Here is a 21,190-nt window from a genome sequence, read left to right as displayed (position 1 = left end):
CGAAAGGTGCCTGGGAGGGCATCATCGAGGCCTCCAGGCACCAGGTGTTCTCAGCGGCCGATGGCGTCCAGCTCGGCCACGTCCTCGGGGGTGAGGGTCAGGCCCGCGCCCGCGATGTTCTCACGCAGGTGGGCGACGGAGGACGTGCCGGGGATGAGCAGGATGTTGGGCGACCGCTGGAGCAGCCAGGCGAGCGCCACGGACATCGGCGTGGCGCCGCGGCGGGCGGCGACCGCCGACAGGGCCGAGGACTGCAGCGGGGTGAAGCCGCCGAGCGGGAAGAAGGGGACGTACGCGATGCCGTCCGCCGCGAGCCGGTCGACGAGCTCGTCGTCGTGGCGGTGGGCGAGGTTGTACATGTTCTGCACGCACACGATCGGCGCGATGCCGCGGGCCTCGGCGATCTGCTCCTCGGTGGCGTTGCTGACGCCGAGGTGGCGGATCAGGCCCTGCCGCTGCAGCTCGACGAGCGTCTCGAACGCCTCGGCGACCGGTTCTGGCTGCGGGCCTTCGGCGTTGCCGAGCCGGAGGTCGACCAGGTCGAGGACATCGAGCTTGAGGGACTTGAGGTTGTCGTAGACCTGGTGGCGCAGGTCTATGGGGCGCCGGGCCGGTGGCCAGCCGCCCTGGGCGTCGCGGGTGGCGCCGACCTTGGTCGCGATGAGCAGTCCCTCGGGGTACGGGTGCAGGGCCTCGCGGATCAGCTCGTTGGTGAAGCCCGGCCCGTACGCGTGGGCGGTGTCGATGTGGGTGATGCCGCTGTCGACCGCTTCGCGCAGCACGGCCAGGGCGCCCTCGCGGTCGGCGGGCGGCCCCATCACGTACGGGCTGGCCAGTTGCATGGCGCCGTAGCCGAACCGGGTGACGGTCAGGTCGCCCAGCGTCCAGGTGCCGCCGGGCAGGGAGGAAGTGCTCACGCCTTTTCTCCTTGTCGTACGTGGTGCTTTCAGCCTTCATGCATCAGGATGGGAGAGCAGCTTCCTGCAGGGAAGTAGGCACTTGAGAGTGCGTAACCCACCCGAAGGCGAGAGGGGAGTTCGGTGTCGACGACGAACGCGGCGCAGAGGCGGGAGCAGGCCAAGATGGAGTACAACGCGTTCCTGGCCGCGTGCCCGAGCCGGCAGCTGCTCGACCGGATCGCGGACAAGTGGGTCGTGCTGATCCTGTGCGCGTTGGGCGGCGACGCCGCCGGGCAGTCCGGTCCGCAGGCGATGCGGTACTCCGAACTCGCCCGGCTGCTGGCCGGGGTGAGCCAGAAGATGCTGACGCAGACGCTCCGGTCGCTGGAGCGCGACGGGCTGCTCACCCGCACGGTGACGCCGACCGTGCCGGTCACCGTCACGTACGAGCTGACCGACCTCGGCCTGTCGCTGCACGAGATGACGCGCGGGCTGCGGCACTGGGCGCAGGAGCACATGGGCCAGGTCCTCGCCAACCGCGAGGAGTACGACGCCCGCGCCTCATGACCCCTTCTTCGGCGCCTGCGTGGTCCACTTCTTGAAGGTGATGGCGACGGGCTTGTAGATCAGGCCGTTGCCGATGCGCCTGGCCCCCTTTCCGGCGCTGTACATGTCCACCCGGTACACGGCGAAGCAGGGATAGGCGCTGATGTGCCCCTGCTTGCCCTTGCCCACCTTGTAGCTCGTCTTCTTGGCGATCAGGTAGCTCCTGGCGACGTCGAATCCCACGGCCTTGGAGAGAGCCTTCTCCGGAGTCACCGGCATGGACAGATCCGTTTTCACGCCCAGGCTTTTGGAGAAGAGCCGAGTGCCGCTCTCAGGCCCATTGATGTGCACGCTCGCCACCGGATTCCCACCGGTCCGGCACTGTTTTCCCAGGTACTTTCCCTTGGTCAGTTTGCAGGAGCCGGGAGCGCACGTCGCGAGCGCGGAGTTTCCCGCCTGAGAAACGCCCTCGGGGCCGTGGCGGCTCCCGCCGGTGCCGCCGCGAGAACGGCGGAGCCCAGCGTTCCGAGCGACATGGCACCGGCGACGGCAACGGCCTTCGAACGATGACCCATGCGATTCTCCTTCGTCGAGTTCGAAGGCGAGGATGTCGCAGCCCGCCGCCGCATGTCATTGGCGCTCCGTCGCCGATCGCTTGAGGTTCCGTCTCCGCGGCCTCCCGCTCCCGCCGCCGCGCAGCAGCTTGACGGAACCGGCGGTTCTGACAATACTTGTCGGAACCGAGGGTTCCTATAAGTCGGGGGTGACATGGACATCCACCGTCGCGCGAGGCAGGGGAGCCTCGCGCTCGATCGGCGTCCCGGTCAGGCGCCGCGCTCTGGACGGCCCGCAGGCCCGGTGAGCAGGTAGGAGGCCATGCCGGACATCCTGCTCAAGCCTTTACCCACCGCACCCGTGCCCGCGGAGCACGTCAAGCTCGGCGACCTGCTGCTGATGCACCACCGGGCGAGCGCGCCGGAGGTGTGCCCGGCCGACGCGTACCATCTGCTCATCACCGCTCAGGGATCGAGCGAAAGCGGGTTATCCCTTCACGACCCGGCGGGCGGCACCGCGTGCGCGTCCCATGCGTATGCGAAGGAAACGCTCTCCGTCGTCTTGCCCAAAAGTCTCCTGCACTCGCGAGCCGAGCATGTACGCGTTCTGCTCTGCCGTTCCTTTCCGGCGGCGAACGGGATCGGGCGGCTCCTGACGGACTTCGCCGTCCGCGTATGGCTCAGCCGCCGGGCATTGCGGCCCGCGGACGGGCCGAGTGTGGGAATGGCGCTCTACGACCTGATATCCGCCTGGCTTCTGGGCGCCTCCGAAGACCACTGTCATCGAAGCGACCGGCGGCCCCCGCGGCAGGTTCTGTACGAGCGAATCTGCGTTTTCCTCGAACGGCGCCTTCGCCAGACCGACCTCACACCGCGCGCGATCGCCGCCGCACACCACATATCGGTCAGTTACCTGCACCGCATCTTCCAGGAGCAGGGCACCACGGTCAGCGCCTGGATCAAGGCGCGGCGATTGGAACGTGCCCGCCGCGACCTTGCCGACCCCGCGCTGCTGGAAACGCCGATCCACGTGATCTCCGAGACGTGGGGCTTCTCGCACCCGGCGGAGTTCAGCAGGGCGTTCCGCCGGGCTTTCGGCAGCCCGCCCAGCCGCTTCAGGCGGCAGGCTCCGGCGCAAGGCGCGGCCGGCTCGTAGTTCCCGGGAACTAGGCAGGTTGATGCCGCCGCCTGATGTGCCGCCCCCGGCCGCGTTCCTACGCTCCTGCTCATGGTCAAACGCCTGATGGCGGCCCTGATCGCGATCGCGGCCGCGCTGTGCTGGACGGCCCCCGCGTACGCGCACGGCCGCAGCGGTGCGGCGGATGCGCGTTTCGCCCAGACCATCGCCGGCATGGAGCTGACGGTGGTGGTGCGGGCGAGCCTGCAGGTTCCGTCGCCGCTGCAGGTGGACGTCGTCGTGCACGAGCCGGGGCCGGGCGGCAGGGTCGGGCTGACGCTGCGCTCGGTGGAGACCGGCGCCGTCTCCTCGGGTGAGGCGCTGGTGGAGCGGGGCAGGCGGGGCATGTACCCGGTGGTCCTGTCGGCGGACCGGGTGGGGCCGCACGAGCTGGTGGTGCGGGCCGGGGACGAGCGGTCGGTGCTGCCGTTCGACCTTCTGGTGGCGAGGGCGCCGCCGTGGGAGGTCGGCGTGTACGTCGCCTTCGCCTGCGCGGCCGTGGCCCTGATCGGGGCGCTCGTGGCGGCGGCGCTGTCGCGGCGGCTGGTGGCGGGCGGCTTCGGCGTCGTCTTCGTGACGGCGACGGCGGTGGCGCTCACCGTGGCCGGGGTGTCGCCGTTCTTCACGCCGCCGGTGCCGGACGGGGCGAGGCCGGTCTCCGAGCAGGAGCGGCTGCTCGGCAAGCCGAACGCGCAGCCGCTGATCGAGGTGGAGCCGGAGCGGCCCGCCGCGTACGGGGAGTTCCTGCTGCGGGTGACGCTGTTCGACGGCTCCACCGGCCGGCCCGCCGACGACCTCGCCGAGCACCACGCCGCGCTCGCGCACATGGTGGTCACGAGCCGGGACGGCGCGTACTTCCGTCACGTGCATCCGGTCCGCGTCGCGCCCGGCGTGTACGAGGTGCGGCTGCGGGCCGGCGGGCCGGGCCGTCACCTGGTGTACGCCGAGTTCGAGCGGCTGGACGCGGGCGGGCAGCTGGTGTCCGGCGCGTTCACGATCGCCCCCGGCAAGGAGCGGCGCGAGAGCCCGCCCGCCGCCGGCGACGGCGGGAAGGCGGTGGTGCTGCGGCCGGCGCGGCCGGTGGCCGGGCAGCCGGTGACGATCGAGCTGGACACCGGCGCCGGCGCGGTGCAGCCGTGGCTCGGCATGGCCGGGCATCTGATCCTGCGCAGCGAGGACGGCGGCTTCCTGGGCCACGTCCACGAGAACGCCTCGATGACCGCCGTCACGGAGCGGGTGCCGGACGAGTCGGTCGCCCGCTTCGGCGGGCGGCTGAGCTTCACCTTCAGCTTCCCCAGGCCGGGCCGCTACCTGGCGTGGATCCAGTACTGCAAGGACTACGCGATCGTCACCGTGCCGCGCGTCATCGAGGTCGCGGCCGAAGGGAGCACGTGATGAGGGTGCGCAGAGCCGCGTACGTGCTGCTGCCCGTCCTGCTGGTGGCCGCCGGCATCTGGTGGATCGCCCGCGGCGGCGGACCGGGCCCGCAGCAGCTCACGGGGCGCGGGGCTCATTACACGGTCCGGGTCGATCTGGAGCCGGTGACCGGCCCGCTGGAGGCGCGGATCGGCGTCGATCCGGAGCCTGACGAGGTGTCGGTGTTCGCGGTGATGCCGCACATGGGGCACACCACCCCGGAGCTTCCCGCGGGCCGCGACGCCACGGGCGGCTACGTGGTGCGGGGCGAGCTGTTCACGATGGCCGGCGCCTGGGAGATCTCCGTCCGCGTCCGCGGCGGCCCCGGCACCGAGGTGATCACGGTCAACACACTGGTCGGAGAGGGAGACAGATGACAGATGTACGTGAGGTGCCGCGCCGCGAGGTGACCGGCGCCTGGTTCCTGCTGCTCGGCTATGCCGTGCTGCTGACCGGCATGGTCTGGGACGGCCAATGGCATGGCGACGTCGGCCCCGACGATTTCTGGACCGCGCCGCACCTGCTGCTGTACACGGGCACCGGGATCATCGGGCTGACCTGCCTGACCGTGGTGCTGCTGACGACGTGGGCCCGCGGCCCGGCGACCGGCACGCCGTCGGTCCGCGTGTTCGGCAGGTTCACGGCGCCGTGGCCGTTCCTGGTGGGCGGGCTTGGCGCGTCGGGCAACCTGCTGTACGCCGGCTCCGACCTGTGGTGGCACGAGCTGTACGGCTTCGACATCGCGGCCGGGACGACGCCGTCGCACTTCGGGCTCGGCCTGTCCATCCAGGTGGAGATCTTCGCGATGGTGATGGCGTTCGCCGTGTTGCGGCGCACCCGCTCGGAACGGTGGGGGCTGGCGCTGGCGATCGGCCTGGCCACGATCGGCTCGACCTCGGCGTTCGGCATGGTGTCCGAGCTGCTGCTCGACTGGCTGCCGGGGGTGGCGCCGCGGGTGCTGGGCCTGACCGCCGCGGGCGCGCTCACGCTGACCCTCGTCGCCGGGCTCACCCGCCGCTGGCAGTGGCCGGCCGCGTCGGGGCTGGCGTTCCTGGGCGTGCAGGGCGGGCTGGCGCTGTTCGCGCCGGCCGCCACCCGCTGGTACGCCCAGGCGATCGGCCAGCCGATGCGCGACTACGCCACCGGCCTGCCGCAGGTCATCATCGGTTTCCCCGTCACGTTCCCGCTGATCGCGTTGCTGGCGGGCGGCGCGGTGGCGCTCGCGGCGCGGCGCGGCGTGGGACCGCTGGCGACGGTGATGGGCATCGGGGCGCTGGCCGGCGTCAACACCGCGATCTTCTACGGCGTCGTCGGCCTGGAGATGAACCTGCCGCTCACGCTGGTCGCGGCGGCCGCGCTCGGCGCGGGCACGGGATGGCTGGGCTGGCAGTGCGCGGTCCTGCTGCGCGGCCTGCGGGCGCCGTCCGCCGTCGTGGCGGTGGCCGCATGATGCGCGTCCTGCTCGCCCTCGTGGCGGCTCTGATGATCGGTGCGGGGCCGGCCGCCGCGGCGCCGCCCCTGCCCGGTGAGATCGTCCACACCGAGACCGTGCGGATGAGCGACGCGTCGGCGATCACCGTATCGTTCACGGAGTGGCCGATCCGCGCCCTGCAGTCGCTGGACTTCACCTTCGAGCCCACGGGCGGCGTCGAGGGACGCACGGGGCTGCTCACCGCCGTGTCGCCGTCCGGCGACCGGGCCGGCCTGAAGGGGATCGTCCTGCAGCGCCGCGGCGACACCATCGTCCTGCCGCGGCATCCGCGCGCCCGCCAGGTGTGGGGGCTGGACGTCGTCTCGCTGCCGGAGGAGGGCACGTGGCGCTTCGAGTTGGCCGTGGAGGGTCCCGGCGGGACCGCGACGGGCGTCCTGCCGATCCAGGTGATCGACCAGCCGGGCCCGCCGCTGGCGCTGAGCTGGACGATCGCCCTGGCGCCCTGGGCACCGGTGGCGGTGCTGCTGGCGGCCGGCTGGCGGCGGACCCGGCGGACGCGCCGGGCGGCCAGGCCCGCCTGGACTGGCTGAGCGATGCGCTGCTGGCGCTGCTGCCGCCGCTCGTCGGCTGGCTGATCGGCCCCGGCGACGAGCCGGGCCTCCGGCTCGCGCTGGCGTGCGCGCAGTCGGTGGCGCTGATGTGGTCGCGCCGGTTCCCGCTGACGGTGCTCGGCGTGGTCGTCGCCCTGGAGCTGGGGCTGGCGCTGCTGAAGGTGCCGATCCTGGTGGCTCCCCTGGTCGCCGCCTCCCGGCTGGGCTCGTGGGGCCGGGGCAGGCGGCGGTCGATCGGCGTGGTGGCGGTGCTGGCGCTGCTGCTCGCCGGGCTGCCGGTCACGCTGCTCGCGATCGGCGACGCGCTGCGGGTCGTGGCCGTGTACGCGGCGATCGCGCTGCTGTTCGTCGGCTTCTGGGCGGTGGGCCGGGCGGACGCCCGGCAGCGCGACCGCCTCCGCGAGCTGCACGCCCGGTCGCGGCGGCTGGAGGCCGAACGCGCCGAAGCCGAGCGGCGGGCCGCCGAGCGCGAGCGGGCGCTGCTGGCCAGGGAGCTGCACGACATCCTCAACCACTCGGTGACCACGATGGTGCTGGACGCGGAGGCGGGCGCCGACAGCGGCCACGACATGGAGGAGACGCTGCGGCGGGTGGCGCGCACCGGCAGGGAGTCGCTGGCGGAGCTGCGCCGGCTGCTCGGCGTTCTCCGGCATGCGCCGCCCGAGCACAACCCGCTGGCGCCGCCGCCCAGGCTGGACGAGCTCGACGCTCTGGTGTCCGCCGTCCCGCGCGGCGGTCCCCGGGTGACGCTGGAGCGGCGGGGGCCGGTACGCCAGGTGGACACCAGCATCGAGCAGGCCGCCTACCGCGTCGTGCAGGAGTCGCTGACGAACGTCGCCAAGCACGCAGGCCCGGTGGAGGCGCGGGTGCTGCTGGACTACGCGCCGGCGCGGCTGACGGTCCGCATCACCAACGCGGTGCCCGGCGCCGGGCAGGAGATCGGGAACGGGACGGGCGTGGGACTGATCGGCATGCGGGAACGGGTGGAGCTGCTGGGCGGCACGCTGCGGGCGGGCCGCGACGGCGACGTCTTCGAGGTGTGCGCCACGCTGCCGCTGCGGAGCGCGTCATGACCGGCATCCGGGTCCTGGTCTGCGACGACGAGCAGCTCATCAGGGAGGCGCTGGTGCGGCTCATCGAGGCGGCCGACGACCTGACCGTGGTGGGCGCGGCCGGCGACGGCGCCGCGGCCGTGGAGGCCGCCGCCGCTCACGAGCCCGACGTGGTGCTGATGGACATCCGGATGCCCGGCATGGACGGCATCGAGGCGACCCGCCGCATCGTGACGCGCGGCGGGCCGTCGCGGGTGCTGATCCTGACGACGTACGACCTGGACAGCTACGTGTACGCGGGCCTGCAGGCCGGGGCCAGCGGGTTCCTGCTGAAGGACGCGCCGGGCGAGCGGATCCGCGACGGCATCAGGATCGTCGCCGCCGGCCAGTCGGTGCTCGCGCCCGAGGCGACGACCCGGATGATCGAGGCGCTGCAGCCCATGCTGCCCACCGACGAGGACCGCGCGCTCCTGGCGGCCGCCGACCGGCTGACGCAGCGTGAGCGGGAGATCTGCGACCTGATCGCGCAGGGCCTGTCGAACGACGACATCGCGGCCCGCCTGGTGATCAGCCGGTACACGGTGAAGGTGCACGTCTCCAGCATCCTCGCCAAGCTCGGCCTGCCGGACCGGATCCACGTGCTGATCGCCTGGTCGCGCCTGCGCGTCCTGCGCCGCACCCCGCCACCGCCGTGACCGGCGCTCACGGCAGCGGGCCGCCCGCGGCGAGGGCCGCGCCTCCGCCGGCTGAGGCGGTCATGTGCGGGGGTCGAGGACGAGCTTGCCGGTGGTGCGGCGGGCGGACATGGCCTCGTGCGCCCGGCGTACTTCGGACATGGGGTGGTCGCCGCCGTGGATCACGCGCAGCCGTCCCCGGGCGACGAGCGCGGCCATCTCGGTGTAGGCGGCGCGGAGGACCTGCGGCCGTTGCAGGGCGTTCGCCAGCCAGAACCCGCTCACGGTGGCCGAGGTGCGCTGGAGCGCGCGCGGGGACACGGGGTCGGGTTCGACCTGGCCGGCCATGCCGTAGAAGGCGAGGCGGCCGAAGGGGGCGAGCGCGGCGATGCTGCGGCCGGTGACGGGCCCGCCGATCATCTCCAGGACCGCGTCCACCGGGCGGCCCTCGTTCGCCTCGATCAGCGCCTTCGTGAGGTCGCCCGCGCCGGGATCGACGGCGGCGTCCGCGCCGAGCGACAGCGCCAGGTCGCGTTTGGCCGGGGTGCTCGCGGTGGCGATGACCCGGCCGGCGCCGCTGATCTTGGCCAGTTGCACGGCCAGCGAGCCGACCCCGCCGGCGGCGGCGTGCACGACCACGCTCTCGCCCGGCTGCACGCTGGTGGTGCGGTTGATCAGCCACCACGCGGTCAGCCCCTGCGCGAGGAGGGCGAGCGCGGCGGTGTCATCGAGGTCGCCGGGTACGGGGAAGGCGCCGTCGCGCGAAATCGCGGCGCGCTCGGCGTACCCGCCGTGCTCGATGAGGGCGGCCACGCGCCGGCCGTCGCGGGTGCGGCCGACGACCTCGATGCCGGGGATGAGCGGCAGTGTCGCGCCCGCGAGGTAGGCGTTCTCGCGCAGCAGGGTGTCGGCGAAGTTCACCCCGCATCTGTCCACGTCGATGAGGATCTGCCCGGGGCCCGGCTCCGGATCCGGCACCTCTCGCACGGTCACGACTTCGGGTCCGCCGAACGCGGTGATCTGCACGGCTCGCATGGAGCACCTCCTGTGGTACGTCGTACCAAAATGGTACGGCGTACCAGCTTGGTACGCTGACTCCATGACCAGCCTTCGCCTCCGCAACCGGCAGCGCGTCCGCGACGAGATCATCGAGGCCGCCTACGCGGTCTTCGCCGAGCGCGGCTACGCCGAGGCGACCGTCGCCGACATCACCGAGCGGGCGGGCGTCGGCCGCACCACGTTTTTCCGGTACTTCGGTGACAAGCAGGAAGTGCTGTTCGCCGGTGAGCAGCTCTGGCTGGACGACATCCGGCGGCGCCTCGAGCAGTCCGTTCCCGAAGGCCCGCGCACGCTGCCCCAGGCCCTCGGGCTGCTGCGGGACATCACGGCCGGCCTGTGCACGGCGGCCACCCGCGACCCCGGCCGCTACGTGCTGCGCCGGCGGCTGATCGCGGAGAACCCCGAGCTCGGCGACCGGGAGGCGCGCAAGCACAGGCTCCTCGTCGAGCTGCTGTCCGAGGCCCTGCAGAGGCGGGGCGCCCCGGCCGAGACGGCCGCGCTCGCCCCGCGCCTCGCGCTGGCCTGCTACCAGGCAGGCGGCGAGCTCGCCGGTGACGACCCCGCCGCCCTGTGGCCCCACGTGGCCGCGGCCTTCGACCGGCTTGAAAGCATCGGCCGCGCCGCAGGATGACAACGGTCCGGCACAGGACGCCGGTCACCAGCGGGGCGGCATCCGCGAGGCCGGCCGTGGACTGGGGGTCAAGAAAGCGTGGATCCTGCGCCATCGACGTGCGCCGCAGCGTCCGTGAAGATCGATGGCCATGTTCACCACCCACGACCCGGTGCTCCCGCGGCGAGCAATGGCAGGCGTGCTGGGCCTGGCCGTCACCGTGATCTCCGGCTGCGGCGCCCTGCAGCCGCCGGCCGAGCCGCCGGCACCGCACGCATCAGCGCCCGCCCAGGCCCAGGCGAGCGCGCCGGCCGCCACGCCCCGGGCGAGCGAGCCGGCTTCCGCGAACATCGACGGCGAGCAGCCGGAGCAGGCCACCGGCGCGCGGACGACCCCGCAGGGCACGCGGCTCGAGCTCGGGCGGCGCGCGGTGGTCCCGTACCGGCAGGGAACGATCGGCGTCGCCGTCACCGCCGTGGAGAAGGGCGACCCCGCCGACCTCCTGCGCCGGTTCGGCCAGCAGGCCAAGGGCATCACGCCCTGGTACATCCGCTACACGGTCTGGAACGTGGACGGCGCCGACCTCTCGTACGCGTCGGGCCCGAGCCTGTCGCTGGTGACCGCGGACGGCAACGGCACCGGCGCCGTCGTGACCGGCACGCTGCCCGGCTGCGACCGGGTGAGCGCGCCGAAGGGCTTCTCCAAGGTCGGCGCGAGCTTCACCTCCTGCAGGCTCGCAGGGGCCAGGACGGGCCTTGAGATCGTCGGCGCGAAGTTCGCCGACGGCGACTATCGCCGAGCCCCCATCGTCTGGCGGCGCTGAGCCTTTCGACCCCCCGGAGAGCCCAAGCCATGAGCTTCAGGACATCCTGCATTATTCTCGCGATCGTCTTCCTCGTCGCGGGACTCCAGCACTCGGACGGCCATGCCGCCCCCTACCGGCCTGCGAGCGGGGTTCCCGCTCCGCCGGTCACCTCCTCGGCTGCCACGCCGAGCCCGCACACCTCCGTCTGATCCTTCACGACACGTCGTCGCCATACGCGCATCTTCACAGCGCCCACGCGAAAGAGTCCCCGACCCGGGTGGAGGTTCGCCGGGCCGGCGGCGGTGGCGCGGAGTGAAGGGAGGCGGTGTCAGCGCACGGGGTACACGCCGAGGATCTCGGGCTCACCGCGGGGCAGGAGGCGCAGGACGGGCAGGCGTTCGGTGCGGCGGTTGCCGGTCTCCGGGTCGATCTCGATGAACCCGGAGGCGCCCTGCACGCCGTTCGCCTCGGAGGACAGCAGGTAGAGGTGCGTGCGGATCTTGTCAGGCGGCGGGATCGGGGTCTCGAGCGCCGCGACCCGGATCGCACGGGCGGCGGTCAGCACGGCGTCATGAGCCATGATCGCCCACCCGGTTCCCAGGTGCCGGGTGTTGAAGCCCAGCTCCTCGAAGGTCTGCTCCAGTACGCCGTACTGCGCCACCGGGGGCTGGGACCCGCCGCCGCGCAGGATGGCGGGCTCGGCCAGCGGGGCGTAGATGAGGGTGATCGGCCGCTCTTCGGCGTAGAGGGCGTCGACGGCCGGCTTGTTCTCGGGGCTGTCGGTGAGCAGGCGGACCGCGTCGGAGCCGGTCACGATGGTGACCCGCTTGGGGTGGCAACTGCGCTGGCTGAGGTACTGGATGAACGCCGGCAGGTCCTTGCCGCGGCCGCCGTACAGAACGGTGTCCGGTGCTTGGGGGCTGCACAGGCTGGCGAGGATGATGTCGAACTCGATGCCGGGGTTCCTGCCGAACGGCCTGCTGGCCGAGCCGCTGCGCTGCCAGTAGTCGGCGAAGTGGGTTTTGAAGGCGCCGGACAGCGCCTTGGTGTAGCGGTCGTTCTCCTCGTTGTAGGTCACCATCATGGCGCTGCGCAGCTCGGTGGTCCGTACGTACTGCGCCACCGCCGCCAGTTCCTCGCCGACGGTCGGGTTGACCCGTGCGAAGCCGTTGGCCTCCTTCTTGGTGATGTCGTCGGCGGTCATGACGTCGGCGATCATGGGCAGCTCGGCCTCGCTCAGCCGTTTCATGCCGTTGACCGCCGCGTCGCTGCTCAGGCCGAGCCCGACCACGGCCCTCAGGTGATCGGGGCCGTCCACCATCTCGAGCAGGTCGTCGGCGACCTCCTTCCAGTGGGTCTGTTCGCTGTCCATGTTGGCCAGCACCATTTTGATCAGGGGTTTGCTGCCGACCAGGTTCTCGCGGTTGGCTCTGCGCAGCGCGGCGACGGCTCCCTCCAGCTCGGCGACCACCCGCCCGTCCGGGTCGGTCAGTCCCCCGGCGAACGCCACCGTGACGTACGTGCCCTCCCCGCCCGCCGTCGCGAACTCGTTCTCCTTGCTGAGGACGTTCACGACCTGCTGGAAGCGGGGCTCGAACGGGTAGGAGTCGCTGATCCCTACGCATTCCTCGCGTCCGGTTGCGGCGACCGTGACGCGTGCCACGCCCGGCGCGCAGTGCGAGAGGTGATCGACGACCCGGAGTCCGCCGACGACCAGCACCAGCACTCCCACGCACACCCCTGCGACGATCCGGCTCCGCCCGCGGCGGGGCGGCCTGGGCCACGGGTTCTCCTCCAGCGGCAACAGCGTCTGTGTCATCGACCCCACCTCGTGGCCAGGGCTCCGTACCGCGCGGCCTCGGCGGTCAGCGGCTCCGAGTCGTTACTGCACTTACCGGACAGCTCGGAGAACGCGTCGTGAATCTGCCGATACAGCGGAGCGCGCCGGCTGTCGATCAGCGGCTCGTTGGCCACCCACAGGCCCGCCACCAGCGTCGCCACGTTGTGGGTGATGGTCGGTTCGAAGCCCGCCCACCGTTTCAGCCTGTTGACGTGGTCGAGCGGCGGCCCCTCGATCCGTTCGCGGCAGGGCGCCGACACCACCGACGTCAGCTCGTCCAGCCAGGTCTTCGTCGCGACGCCGGGTTGCTGGAACCTTTTGATCATCTGCTTGGTGACGTACTCGACCTCGCCGAGAGCGAGCGCGTGGCGGAGCTCGCCGACGGTGTCGCCGTTGGCCGCGGCGTGACCGCGCAGCCAGGTGTGCACGGCCGCCCAGCCGTCGTCGGCGTCGGGGTCCCGTGCGGCGAGGCGCTCGAGCAGCAGCCGCCGCACGACGGGATGCATGGCAGGGCTGCCGGACGTCCCCGGCAGCCAGACCTCGGCGTCGGTGATCTGTTTGACGGATACGCCCGCCAGCGCGCCCTTGCCCGCCATCCGCACCGCTTCGGCCATGTCGCGCGCCGCGGCGCAGGTGGCCAGGAGGTCCGCTTCGGCGTCGGGGAGGTCGCCCAGAAGTTCAGCGGACAACTGCTCCCCGTAGGTGCGGGGCCCGCTCGCCTCCTGCCTTCCCGTCTCCAGGACGCGCCGGAGGTCGACGGGGTCGGCCGGATGCTTCTTGATGGCCTTGAGGAGTAAGGAGGTGGCTCCGGCGTTGCCGTGGGTGAAGCCGTGGACGGCCATCTCGACGTGCCTGGTGTTGCACTCCTGCAGGTTCAGGTCGCGGACGAGGTCGTGGACGTGGTCGAGGGAGAGGTCGGCGAGGCGTACCGGGAACCAGCGGCCGGCCTGCGGCGGCGGCTTGCCGGGGTCGGCGGTCTCGGTCGTCGGCAGGGCCCGGTGGGGTCCGATCACGTCCCTGGTCAGCGGGCCGCGGCTGGTGGCGACCACTACGATGGTGTCCTGGTCCGCGCCCGCGGCCATCAGGGCGTCCAGGAACCTGCGTCCGGCGTCGGCGTCGGCGTTGTCCAGCAGGATGACGCAGCGGTAACCGGCCCGGCGCAGCCGTCGCCTGCGCCGGAACGCCGCGCGCAGGTCGGCGAGGAAGGCCGCGAGCATGAGCTCGTCGGCCTTGGCGCCGTTGCCCGCGATGTCCCTGTCGTGGGCCCAGGCGTTCAGCTCGACGAGCGTATCGAGTGGGCGGCGGCCCAGCCCACGGTCCTGGTGGCCGTACCAGGCCGACGCTGGGCTGAGGAGCAGTGCGTCCGGTCCCTTCCAGCTTTGCAGGGCCGCCCGCATTCCGCCGACAACGGCGGTGATCACCTCCTTTGGGATGGTCATGCCTGCCAGAGCGGCGATCGCGGCCGTCGCCTCCTCCATGAACTTGCGCCGCTCCTCGACCTTCGTGAACTTGGCGATGCCTGCCTGGAGCTCCTGCTTGGCGACCTCGTGCACGTCGTTCAGCCGCTCGTGGGCCATGGCGATCTGGCCGAGCACCAGCCTGGGGAACGCCATGCGGCCGTACGGTGCGCCGTGCCGGTTGAAGTCGATGCTGATCATGTTGAGCACGTCGCAGACGGTGTCCTTGGCCAGCTTCTCCACGTCGACCTTCGCGTACGGCAGGCGGCCGTCGAGATACTCCCCGATCCCGTTGAGCAGGTCCGTCTTGCCGCTTCCTCGAGGGCCGGTCAGCAGCAGGACCGGTCTGCCGGGCCCTTGGGTGGTATCGCGCTTGGACAGCGCGTGCACCAGGGTCACCGCACCTCGCCGGCCTTTCAACCGCATGATCGACTCCCGCAGCGCCATTCCGTGGTGAGCATGCTACGCCGGAACTCGCCCATTTCGCGGCACTCAGCGTGATATTTCTCGACCTTTCGCAAATTGCAGCTATGCCTGGCGAGTAATGCCGCATGTCAGTTCGAGAAGGCCGCCCTGGCCGTGACTTCGGCTGCGCGAACTGCTGCTATGCGCCGCGCCCATCCCGGCCGCCGCATTCACGTGATCTTCTACCGCGTCAGAGGAAACGGCTTGTCAAGTCTGGTGATGTCGCTGATGAGATACTGACAATTGCCGGTGCATTTGCTCGCCGTGAATGACCACCGGTCCGGCGGCGCGGGCCGCCGGTGTGCAGAGGCGGCGACACCGCCGTGCGCCCGGTGCGCTCACTGGCCGGGCGGGCACTCCGGCGGGATCTTGAGCATGTGGAGCTCCAGCCGCAGCGAAGCGTCCGCGGGAAGCGCGATCGCCCGCGCCCACGGGCTCGTCGCGAAGCAGGCGGGCAGCAGGAAGTAGCGCTGGTTGGAGTGGATCAGCAGGCGCAGGCCGGTGCAGCGGTGGCGGTACATCGCGTTCGGGTCCGCGAGCACGGTCCCGGTGATGCCGGGGCCTTCCAGGAAGAGCCGCCGCACGGCGTAGACGACCGTGCTCGGGAGCCGTCCAGGATCGGCCCAGTACCGGTCGGCCGCCTCCCTGCCACGCTGCTGCGCGTACTCGGTGACCGACCACGGCACGTCGGACCTGCCCAGCCTCCACGCCGGCATTCCCAGCAGACCTGAGCCGTGACATCGGGAAGGTCACCGCGATTCCGGTCCGAGACGAGGTCGCGGCCGGTGGTGATGTGAAGTGATACGGCTGCGATGTCGGGCCCATGCCGGTGAATAGCACTCCACACCGTGCGCTGATGCACTTTTTGTCCTTATGTCGTACGCCCTTGCAGGCCAGAGGCGTATTCGCCGTGGCGGCGATCGACTTCGGGTGACTTTTCCCGAGATGTCACGACTTTTAGTGATCTTTGTGATATTCACGACGCGAGATCAGGAACATCCCAGAAGGGAAGCACTACGTGCGACTGTTCACCCTCGCGATCGCGCTTGCCACGTCCCTGACGGCGTTACCGGCGACCGCGGCCACCGCCACGGCCGCCGCCGAGCACGCCGCCCCCAAGCCGGCCGCCGCAACCGAGCTGATCGTCAACGGCACGTTCACCGACGGCACGGCCCCCTGGTGGAGCTCGGCCAGCACCACGATGACCACCGACGGCGGGCGGCTGCGGGTCGACGTGACCGGCGGCACCGCCGACCCGTGGGACGCGATGGTGGCCCAGAACGACATCCCGCTGGCGCAGGGCAAGACGTACACGCTCTCGTTCGACGCCTCCGCCAGCACGAACGTCTCCGCGGTCACCACCGTGCAGCTCGGCGACGCCCCCTACACCAACACCCTGACGCAGCCGATCACGCTCTCCCCCACCAGCGAGCACTTCAGCTTCCCCTTCACCTCGGCCCTGACCACCTCGGCCGGTCAGGTCACCTTCCAGCTCGGCGGCGGGGCCGCCCACACGTTCTACCTCGACAACGTCTCGCTGACCGAGGCCGGCGGGTCCTCGTCGAGCCCGATCGAGCTGACCGACGGCTTCTACGTGGATCCCGCGTCCAACCCGGCCACCTGGGTGAACGACAACCCGGGCGACTACCGGGCCGGCCGCATCGAGGCGGCCATCGCGTCCAAGCCGATGGCCCGCTGGTTCGGCAACTGGAACCCCGACATCAGCGCCGCCGTGTCCGCCTACGTCTCCGACGCCGCCGCGGCCGGCAAGCTGCCGGTGCTGGTGGCGTACAACATCCCCGGCCGCGACGCCTGTGGCGGCCACTCGGGGGGGCGGCGCCGGCAGCGTGGACGCGTACAAGGCGTGGATCTCCGCCTTCGCGTCCGCGATCGGTGACCGTCCCGCCGTCGTCATCATCGAGCCCGATTCGCTGGGCGACTTCGAGTGCATGGACGACGACCAGAAGCGGGACCGCGTCGGCATGCTGAGGTACGCCACCGAGCAGTTCCGCGACAAGGCGCCCGGCACGTGGGCCTACCTCGACGCGGCGAACGCCGGCTGGTTCGGTGACCGGCCGGGGGTGATGGCCGAGAGGCTGCTCGAGGTGGGTGTGACCAACGTGCGGGGTTTCGCGGTGAACGTCTCGAACTACTACACGACGTCCGAGTCGGCCGCGTACGCGTCCGCCGTGAACGCCGCGCTGGGCGGCACCGCGACGTGGGTGATCGACACCAGCCGTAACGGCAACGGCTCCAACGGCGAGTGGTGCAACCCCGCCGGTCGCCGCCTCGGCACGCCCGCCCAGGTCGGCGGCCCCAGCGGCACGGAGCTGCTGCTGTGGGTGAAGGTCCCCGGCGACTCCGACGGCGAGTGCGGCATCGCCCCGACCACCCCGGCCGGGCAGTTCAGCCCCGACATCGCCGTCCGCCTCATCGACGGCGTCTGACCCGCCTGGCGGTGCGGCGGCGTGGACGTCGTCCCGCCGCCGCACCGGTCTTCAGCGGCGTCGTGCGGGCCGCCGGTGCGCAACGAGGGCGCCGATGAGGAGCCCCGCGGCCGCGAGCACGGCGGCCAGAACGAAGGGATTCGCCGTGTGCAGGCCGGGCGCGAATCCGATCCCCACGTAGACGGTGACGCCGCAGGCGCCGCCGAGCTGATCGACCGCCCGCTGCATCCCCGAGGCGATCCCGGCGTCCTCGCCGGTGGTGCCGCTGACCGCGAGGTACTGCAGGCCGATCAGCCCGAAGCACATCCCGGCGGCGACCAGCACCATCGCCGGGATCAGCCACGCCGCTCCGGCTTCGAGCACGGCGACGAGCGCGATGGTGGCCATCGCGCCCGTGGTGAGCCCGAGTCCCGCCAGCACGCACGCCCGCGCTCCCCAGCGGCCGAGCACGCGCGGAACGAGCAGGGAGGCGGCGATCGTGGCGACCCCCATGGGCAGCATCATGAGCCCGGCCGCCAGCGGGCCGATCCTGAGGACGTCCTGCAGGTAGAACGTGAACAGCAGGAACGACGTGGACAGCGCCCCGCTGAGCAGCATGGTGGTGACGTTGGCGGCGATGCGGGCGCGGTGGGCGAAGAAGCCCCGCGGCACCAGCGGATGCGCGCAGCGGGCTTCGACGCGCAGGAACGCGCCGCCCGCCAGTGCCGCCCCGGCCAGCACGGCCGCGCTCAGCCAGGGGTTCATGCCGGGTTCGCCGGCTTCGACCACCCCGTACGCGAACAGCAGCGGGCACGCGGTGATCAGCAACGTCCCCGGTACGTCCAGCGGACCGGATGGGCGCGCCACGGACCGGTCGGCTTCGATGAGGAGCAGGGCGGCCGCGATGACGCCCAGGATGACCGGCACGGGGAGCAGGAACGTCCACCGCCAGCCCAGCCGCGCGGTGATGACGCCGGACAGGACGTACCCGAGGACGAGCCCGCCGCTGGCGACCGCGGTCCACACACCCAGCGCCCGTGACCTGCGCGGTCCTTCGGGGAACAGCACCACGACGGTGGCCATCGCGGCCGGCAGCGCGGTGGCCTCACCGGCGCCCTGCAGGAGACGCGCCAGTACGAGGACTTCGAACGTGGGCGCCAGCCCGGCCAGCAGCGACGCCGCGCCGAAGAGGAAGGCGCCGGCCAGCAGCATGCGGCGGCGGCCCAGCAGGTCGGCCAGCCGGCCGCCGAGCATCAGCAGCCCGCCACCGGCGATGGTGTAGCCGACCACGACCCAGGTCAGGGAGCGCCCTGCGGCACCGAGATCCCTGCCGATCGAGGGCAGGGCGATGTTGACCACGGTCACGTCGACCGCGAGAAGGAACTGCAGCATCGACATCGCACACAGCACCAGCCATGCGCGCGTGGGAGAGATCGGGCGTTGCCCGTGGGAGGAAGGCATCAAGCGCTCCGGTGCTCATGGGGGCGTCTGAGCAGCACGAAGGTGCCGCTCCGGACTGGTCACGAAGCGACCGGACGTTCCTCGGGCAAGAGGATGGTGTGTGCCGCGAACGTCCCGCCGCTAGCGGAGCGTCCTGGTCACCGCCGCGCACGCGGCCGAGCATGAAGCGCCTGACATGCCCGGCACCTTACCAGTCCGGCCCGCAACGGCCACCCGGCCCGACCATGGCCGGGCTGGAGCGACGATCATGGGAGAAGACTTGCCCCCGCCCTTCGGCGAGGGAGATCGGGCCACCGCACTGGCCCTGTCCCGGGCGGGGGCAAGCCGCCTGGCGGCGCGCGGCCGCGTGATCGTCCGCGGGCACGCGCGGGGAGCGGACGGGGTCCGGGGAGAGCCACGGGACGAGAGGGCGGCCGTCTGTGTCCGGCAAGGTCACGGGGGCTCTCCGAGTCGGTCGGACGTCGGCAACGGGGATCGGGGGTGTGTACCGCCAGTTCACACCTGGGCGCTTGATCCTTCCCGGACCGCGAGTGATTGTCAACTATCGGGTCACATCTGGACAATTTGTGTACTCTGTGGTTCCACTGCCGGTGTGCAGATCACGCCCAACAGGGGCGACCGGCGTGAAGGAGCGGACTGAACGTGGCTACTCTGGCCGAGCGGTTGACCCAAGCCCTGGCCGCCAAGGGTTACTCCGCCCGAGAGGCGTCGAAGCGGCTGCGCGAGCAGGGCGTTGAGATGTCGCACGCCTACATCAGCCGCATCGCGAAGGGCAAGCAGACGAACGTCGGCCGGGACCGGCTGGCCGCCCTGGCGCAGCTCCTCGGCGTCTCGTACGGCTGGCTCAACGGCGACGACGAACCGCCGCCGCTCAGCGCCGAGGACCAGCGGCTTGAGGCGCGGATCCGGCAGGGCGCCGAGCAGCTCGGCGTGGAGTACATCGCCGAGCGCACGGCCGGCCTGTCGGAGATCTCGCGCAGCGCGCTGCTCACGATGATCGAGGCGATGCGCCGCGCCGAAGGTCTGGACGATCCGGCACCGACCCCCGATGATGATCAACCGACGCGCTCGCAGTGACCATGGCATGAGCGGATAGCCGATAATCTGTCCGGGCTTCGGCGGAAAGGTTACGAATGCCGTCTCCCTCGCTGCTGGCTGCCCTGGAGGCGGCGCCCATCCCGCACCCGTTCACGCTGGATGCGTTCCTCGACCGCATCCGCGCCGAGCGGCGGCGTCCGCTCCACATGCACGACCTGCCCGCGGAGGCCGCGGGCGCGGTGACCGGGCTGTGGTTCGGCACGCGCAGGGCCGACCACATCTTCGTGGCGCCGGGCGCGTCCGGGCTGCTGCGGGTCAACATCGTGCTGCACGAGATCAGCCACATGCTGCTGACGCACGGCCGCATCGGGGGCGACGTCGAGGAGCTGCTGCGCCGCATGATCGGCCCCGTCATCGGGGTGAACGGGCGCGGACGGTACGAGACCCAGTGGGAGCGCGACGCCGAAGAGCTCGCCACCCTCATCCTGACGCGCGCGTACACCCCGCCCGAGAGGGGCGATGAGGGCCTGCGCCGCCTGTCCAGGACCTTCGGATATGAGACGTAGGAGGCATGCGTGGGCCTGGCCGAGTGGTCAGCCATGATCCTGCTGTGGGGCGCGTCCATCTCCCGCATCCGCCCGGCGATGCGCTCGCACGAGCAGCGGATGCTGTGGGCCGCGTTCACCGGCCTGGCTCTGTCGCGGGTGTTCACCGCACCCGCGGTGGTGACGTGGATGGACGCCGCCACCGGCACGGAGCTGGCGACGCTGCTGCGGCACCTGACCGGCCTGGCGTCGGCGACGAGCCTGCTGGCGTACGTCGAGGCGATCACCCGGCGGGGGCGGCCGTCGCGGGCCCGCTGGATCTGGCCGGCCGCCCTTGTCACGATGGGCGTCCTGGTCACCATGTTCGTGGTGCGCGGGGGCCGCATCTACTGGGTGGACGGCGCGCACTCCCCCGGCGCCACGGCCGTCGAGGGCCGCGTCTACCTGGCGATGTTCGACGCGTGGCTGATGACGTGCCTGGCGTCGGCGGGCTGGATGTTCGCCGGGTACGCGCGGGTGGCGCCGCCGCTGCTGCGGGCCGGCCTGATCCTGTCCACGATCGGCATGGCCGCCGGGGTGATCAACCGGGCGCACGTCATGACCGTCAACCTCGCCACCCTCCTCGACCCGGACACCACCTTGCGGGAGATCTCCGCGCTGGGGCGGGTGACGCTGCTGGCGTGCATCGTCGGCATCACGGCCGGCACGTCGATCCCGGCCTGGCGGCTCGGCGTGGCCAGGCTGCGCGACCTGGCCGCGCTGCGCGAGCTGCGCCCGCTGTGGGACGCGCTGACGGCGCAGTACCCCGACCTGTCGCTGCCGATGAAGGTGGACATGCGCGCCCGGGTGGTGCGGCGGGTGCTGGAGATCCGCGACGGGATGCTCAACCTCACGACGGTGGCCGAGCCGCCGGCGAGCGACGACCCCGCCCGGGTGGCGCGGTGGGTCGCCGACGCCCTGGACGCGGCCCGCGCAGGACACGAGCCGGGGGTGCCGTCCGGCCGCATCCCCGGCCCTGATTTCGCCGGTGACATGGAAAGAGAGACACAGTGGTTGCGACAGGTCGCGAAGGCGTTCAAGCGGCTCGGCAGCGGCCGCAGGCCCGTCTCGCTCGGCGCCTGAC

At 71.8% G+C, this 21,190-nt stretch carries 22 protein-coding genes; 15 read left to right on the top strand and 7 right to left on the bottom strand.

Annotation, left to right across the window (positions count from 1 at the left end; all coding sequences use genetic code 11):
- Positions 1-50 precede the first annotated feature (50 nt).
- On the bottom strand, positions 51-917 hold the full coding sequence (locus ACGFIM_RS00720; protein ID WP_393192390.1) for an aldo/keto reductase family oxidoreductase: 867 nt from the start codon (positions 915-917) through the stop codon (positions 51-53).
- A 123-nt stretch (positions 918-1,040) separates the two neighbouring features.
- Here ACGFIM_RS00720 and ACGFIM_RS00715 point away from each other — a divergent pair, with 123 nt between their 5' ends.
- The gene (locus tag ACGFIM_RS00715; RefSeq protein WP_393192387.1) at positions 1,041-1,466 is read left to right on the top strand and encodes a winged helix-turn-helix transcriptional regulator; all 426 of its coding nucleotides are present in this window, start codon (positions 1,041-1,043) and stop codon (positions 1,464-1,466) included.
- Here the strand turns inward: ACGFIM_RS00715 and ACGFIM_RS00710 are convergent.
- Positions 1,461-1,724: a hypothetical protein gene (locus ACGFIM_RS00710; protein WP_393192384.1), complete on the bottom strand. Its 264-nt coding sequence runs from the start codon at positions 1,722-1,724 to the stop codon at positions 1,461-1,463. The genes ACGFIM_RS00715 and ACGFIM_RS00710 overlap by 6 nt on opposite strands.
- Positions 1,725-2,321: 597 nt before the next feature.
- On the opposite strand from ACGFIM_RS00710, the gene ACGFIM_RS00705 reads away from it, so the two are divergent.
- The 7 genes from ACGFIM_RS00705 to ACGFIM_RS00675 all read left to right on the top strand — a co-directional run bounded on the left by ACGFIM_RS00705 (position 2,322) and on the right by ACGFIM_RS00675 (position 8,382).
- The gene (locus ACGFIM_RS00705; protein WP_393192381.1) at positions 2,322-3,155 is read left to right on the top strand and encodes a helix-turn-helix transcriptional regulator; all 834 of its coding nucleotides are present in this window, start codon (positions 2,322-2,324) and stop codon (positions 3,153-3,155) included.
- Between the two features lie 72 nt (positions 3,156-3,227).
- Positions 3,228-4,571, top strand: a complete 1,344-nt coding sequence (locus ACGFIM_RS00700; protein ID WP_393192378.1) for a hypothetical protein — start codon at positions 3,228-3,230, stop codon at positions 4,569-4,571.
- The gene (locus tag ACGFIM_RS00695) at positions 4,571-4,969 is read left to right on the top strand and encodes a hypothetical protein (RefSeq protein ID WP_393192375.1); all 399 of its coding nucleotides are present in this window, start codon (positions 4,571-4,573) and stop codon (positions 4,967-4,969) included. Before ACGFIM_RS00700 ends, ACGFIM_RS00695 begins: the two co-directional genes overlap by 1 nt.
- A complete protein-coding gene (locus ACGFIM_RS00690) occupies positions 4,966-6,042 on the top strand; it encodes a hypothetical protein (RefSeq protein ID WP_393192373.1) in 1,077 nt (358 codons plus the stop codon). The genes ACGFIM_RS00695 and ACGFIM_RS00690 overlap by 4 nt, the downstream gene beginning before the upstream one ends.
- Positions 6,039-6,614 carry a hypothetical protein gene (locus tag ACGFIM_RS00685; protein WP_393192370.1) on the top strand — a complete coding sequence of 192 codons (576 nt, stop codon included), beginning with the start codon at positions 6,039-6,041 and terminating at the stop codon, positions 6,612-6,614. Before ACGFIM_RS00690 ends, ACGFIM_RS00685 begins: the two co-directional genes overlap by 4 nt.
- A 107-nt stretch (positions 6,615-6,721) precedes the next feature.
- Entirely contained in the window at positions 6,722-7,708 is a 987-nt protein-coding gene (locus ACGFIM_RS00680; RefSeq protein ID WP_393199556.1) for a sensor histidine kinase, read from the top strand.
- Positions 7,705-8,382 (top strand): response regulator, encoded by a 678-nt coding sequence (locus ACGFIM_RS00675; RefSeq protein WP_393192367.1) that lies wholly within the window; start codon positions 7,705-7,707, stop codon positions 8,380-8,382. Before ACGFIM_RS00680 ends, ACGFIM_RS00675 begins: the two co-directional genes overlap by 4 nt.
- 60 nt (positions 8,383-8,442) lie before the next feature.
- Here the strand turns inward: ACGFIM_RS00675 and ACGFIM_RS00670 are convergent, their stop codons facing one another.
- Positions 8,443-9,396 carry a zinc-binding alcohol dehydrogenase family protein gene (locus tag ACGFIM_RS00670; protein WP_393192364.1) on the bottom strand — a complete coding sequence of 318 codons (954 nt, stop codon included), beginning with the start codon at positions 9,394-9,396 and terminating at the stop codon, positions 8,443-8,445.
- Positions 9,397-9,460: 64 nt separating this feature from the next.
- Between ACGFIM_RS00670 and ACGFIM_RS00665 the strand changes: the two genes are divergently transcribed.
- Both ACGFIM_RS00665 and ACGFIM_RS00660 read left to right on the top strand, forming a co-directional pair.
- Positions 9,461-10,051 (top strand): TetR/AcrR family transcriptional regulator, encoded by a 591-nt coding sequence (locus ACGFIM_RS00665; protein ID WP_393192361.1) that lies wholly within the window; start codon positions 9,461-9,463, stop codon positions 10,049-10,051.
- A 130-nt stretch (positions 10,052-10,181) separates the two neighbouring features.
- The gene (locus ACGFIM_RS00660) at positions 10,182-10,853 is read left to right on the top strand and encodes a hypothetical protein (protein ID WP_393192358.1); all 672 of its coding nucleotides are present in this window, start codon (positions 10,182-10,184) and stop codon (positions 10,851-10,853) included.
- A 310-nt stretch (positions 10,854-11,163) separates the two neighbouring features.
- Here ACGFIM_RS00660 and ACGFIM_RS00655 read toward each other — a convergent pair whose 3' ends face one another.
- From ACGFIM_RS00655 to ACGFIM_RS00645, 3 genes are all read right to left on the bottom strand, one after another.
- The gene (locus ACGFIM_RS00655; protein WP_393192355.1) at positions 11,164-12,654 is read right to left on the bottom strand and encodes a hypothetical protein; all 1,491 of its coding nucleotides are present in this window, start codon (positions 12,652-12,654) and stop codon (positions 11,164-11,166) included.
- Entirely contained in the window at positions 12,651-14,558 is a 1,908-nt protein-coding gene (locus tag ACGFIM_RS00650; protein ID WP_393192352.1) for a hypothetical protein, read from the bottom strand. The genes ACGFIM_RS00655 and ACGFIM_RS00650 overlap by 4 nt, the downstream gene beginning before the upstream one ends.
- A 377-nt stretch (positions 14,559-14,935) precedes the next feature.
- Entirely contained in the window at positions 14,936-15,313 is a 378-nt protein-coding gene (locus tag ACGFIM_RS00645) for a hypothetical protein (RefSeq protein ID WP_393192349.1), read from the bottom strand.
- A gap of 302 nt (positions 15,314-15,615) precedes the next feature.
- Between ACGFIM_RS00645 and ACGFIM_RS00640 the strand changes: the two genes are divergently transcribed.
- Together ACGFIM_RS00640 and ACGFIM_RS00635 are read left to right on the top strand one after the other, a co-directional pair.
- Complete coding sequence (locus ACGFIM_RS00640) at positions 15,616-16,494, top strand: carbohydrate binding domain-containing protein (RefSeq protein ID WP_393192346.1); 879 nt, start codon at positions 15,616-15,618, stop codon at positions 16,492-16,494.
- Complete coding sequence (locus ACGFIM_RS00635; protein ID WP_393192343.1) at positions 16,445-17,044, top strand: glycoside hydrolase family 6 protein; 600 nt, start codon at positions 16,445-16,447, stop codon at positions 17,042-17,044. Before ACGFIM_RS00640 ends, ACGFIM_RS00635 begins: the two co-directional genes overlap by 50 nt.
- A 51-nt stretch (positions 17,045-17,095) precedes the next feature.
- Here ACGFIM_RS00635 and ACGFIM_RS00630 read toward each other — a convergent pair whose 3' ends face one another.
- Positions 17,096-18,421 (bottom strand): MFS transporter, encoded by a 1,326-nt coding sequence (locus tag ACGFIM_RS00630; RefSeq protein ID WP_393192340.1) that lies wholly within the window; start codon positions 18,419-18,421, stop codon positions 17,096-17,098.
- Between the two features lie 705 nt (positions 18,422-19,126).
- Between ACGFIM_RS00630 and ACGFIM_RS00625 the strand changes: the two genes are divergently transcribed.
- The 3 genes from ACGFIM_RS00625 to ACGFIM_RS00615 are packed head-to-tail and all read left to right on the top strand — an operon-like array spanning position 19,127 to position 21,189.
- Entirely contained in the window at positions 19,127-19,561 is a 435-nt protein-coding gene (locus ACGFIM_RS00625) for a helix-turn-helix domain-containing protein (protein WP_393192337.1), read from the top strand.
- Positions 19,562-19,617: 56 nt separating this feature from the next.
- Complete coding sequence (locus tag ACGFIM_RS00620) at positions 19,618-20,088, top strand: hypothetical protein (protein ID WP_393192334.1); 471 nt, start codon at positions 19,618-19,620, stop codon at positions 20,086-20,088.
- Positions 20,089-20,097: 9 nt separating this feature from the next.
- Entirely contained in the window at positions 20,098-21,189 is a 1,092-nt protein-coding gene (locus tag ACGFIM_RS00615; protein ID WP_393192331.1) for an MAB_1171c family putative transporter, read from the top strand.
- The last annotated feature ends 1 nt before the right edge of the window (position 21,190 follow it).

Source organism: Nonomuraea sp. NPDC049309, from assembly GCF_043196965.1.
Taxonomy (GTDB): Bacteria; Actinomycetota; Actinomycetes; order Streptosporangiales; family Streptosporangiaceae; genus Nonomuraea; species Nonomuraea fastidiosa.
The sequence above is the reverse complement of the archived record's forward strand: the minus strand, read 5'-3'. Positions and strand labels throughout refer to the sequence as shown.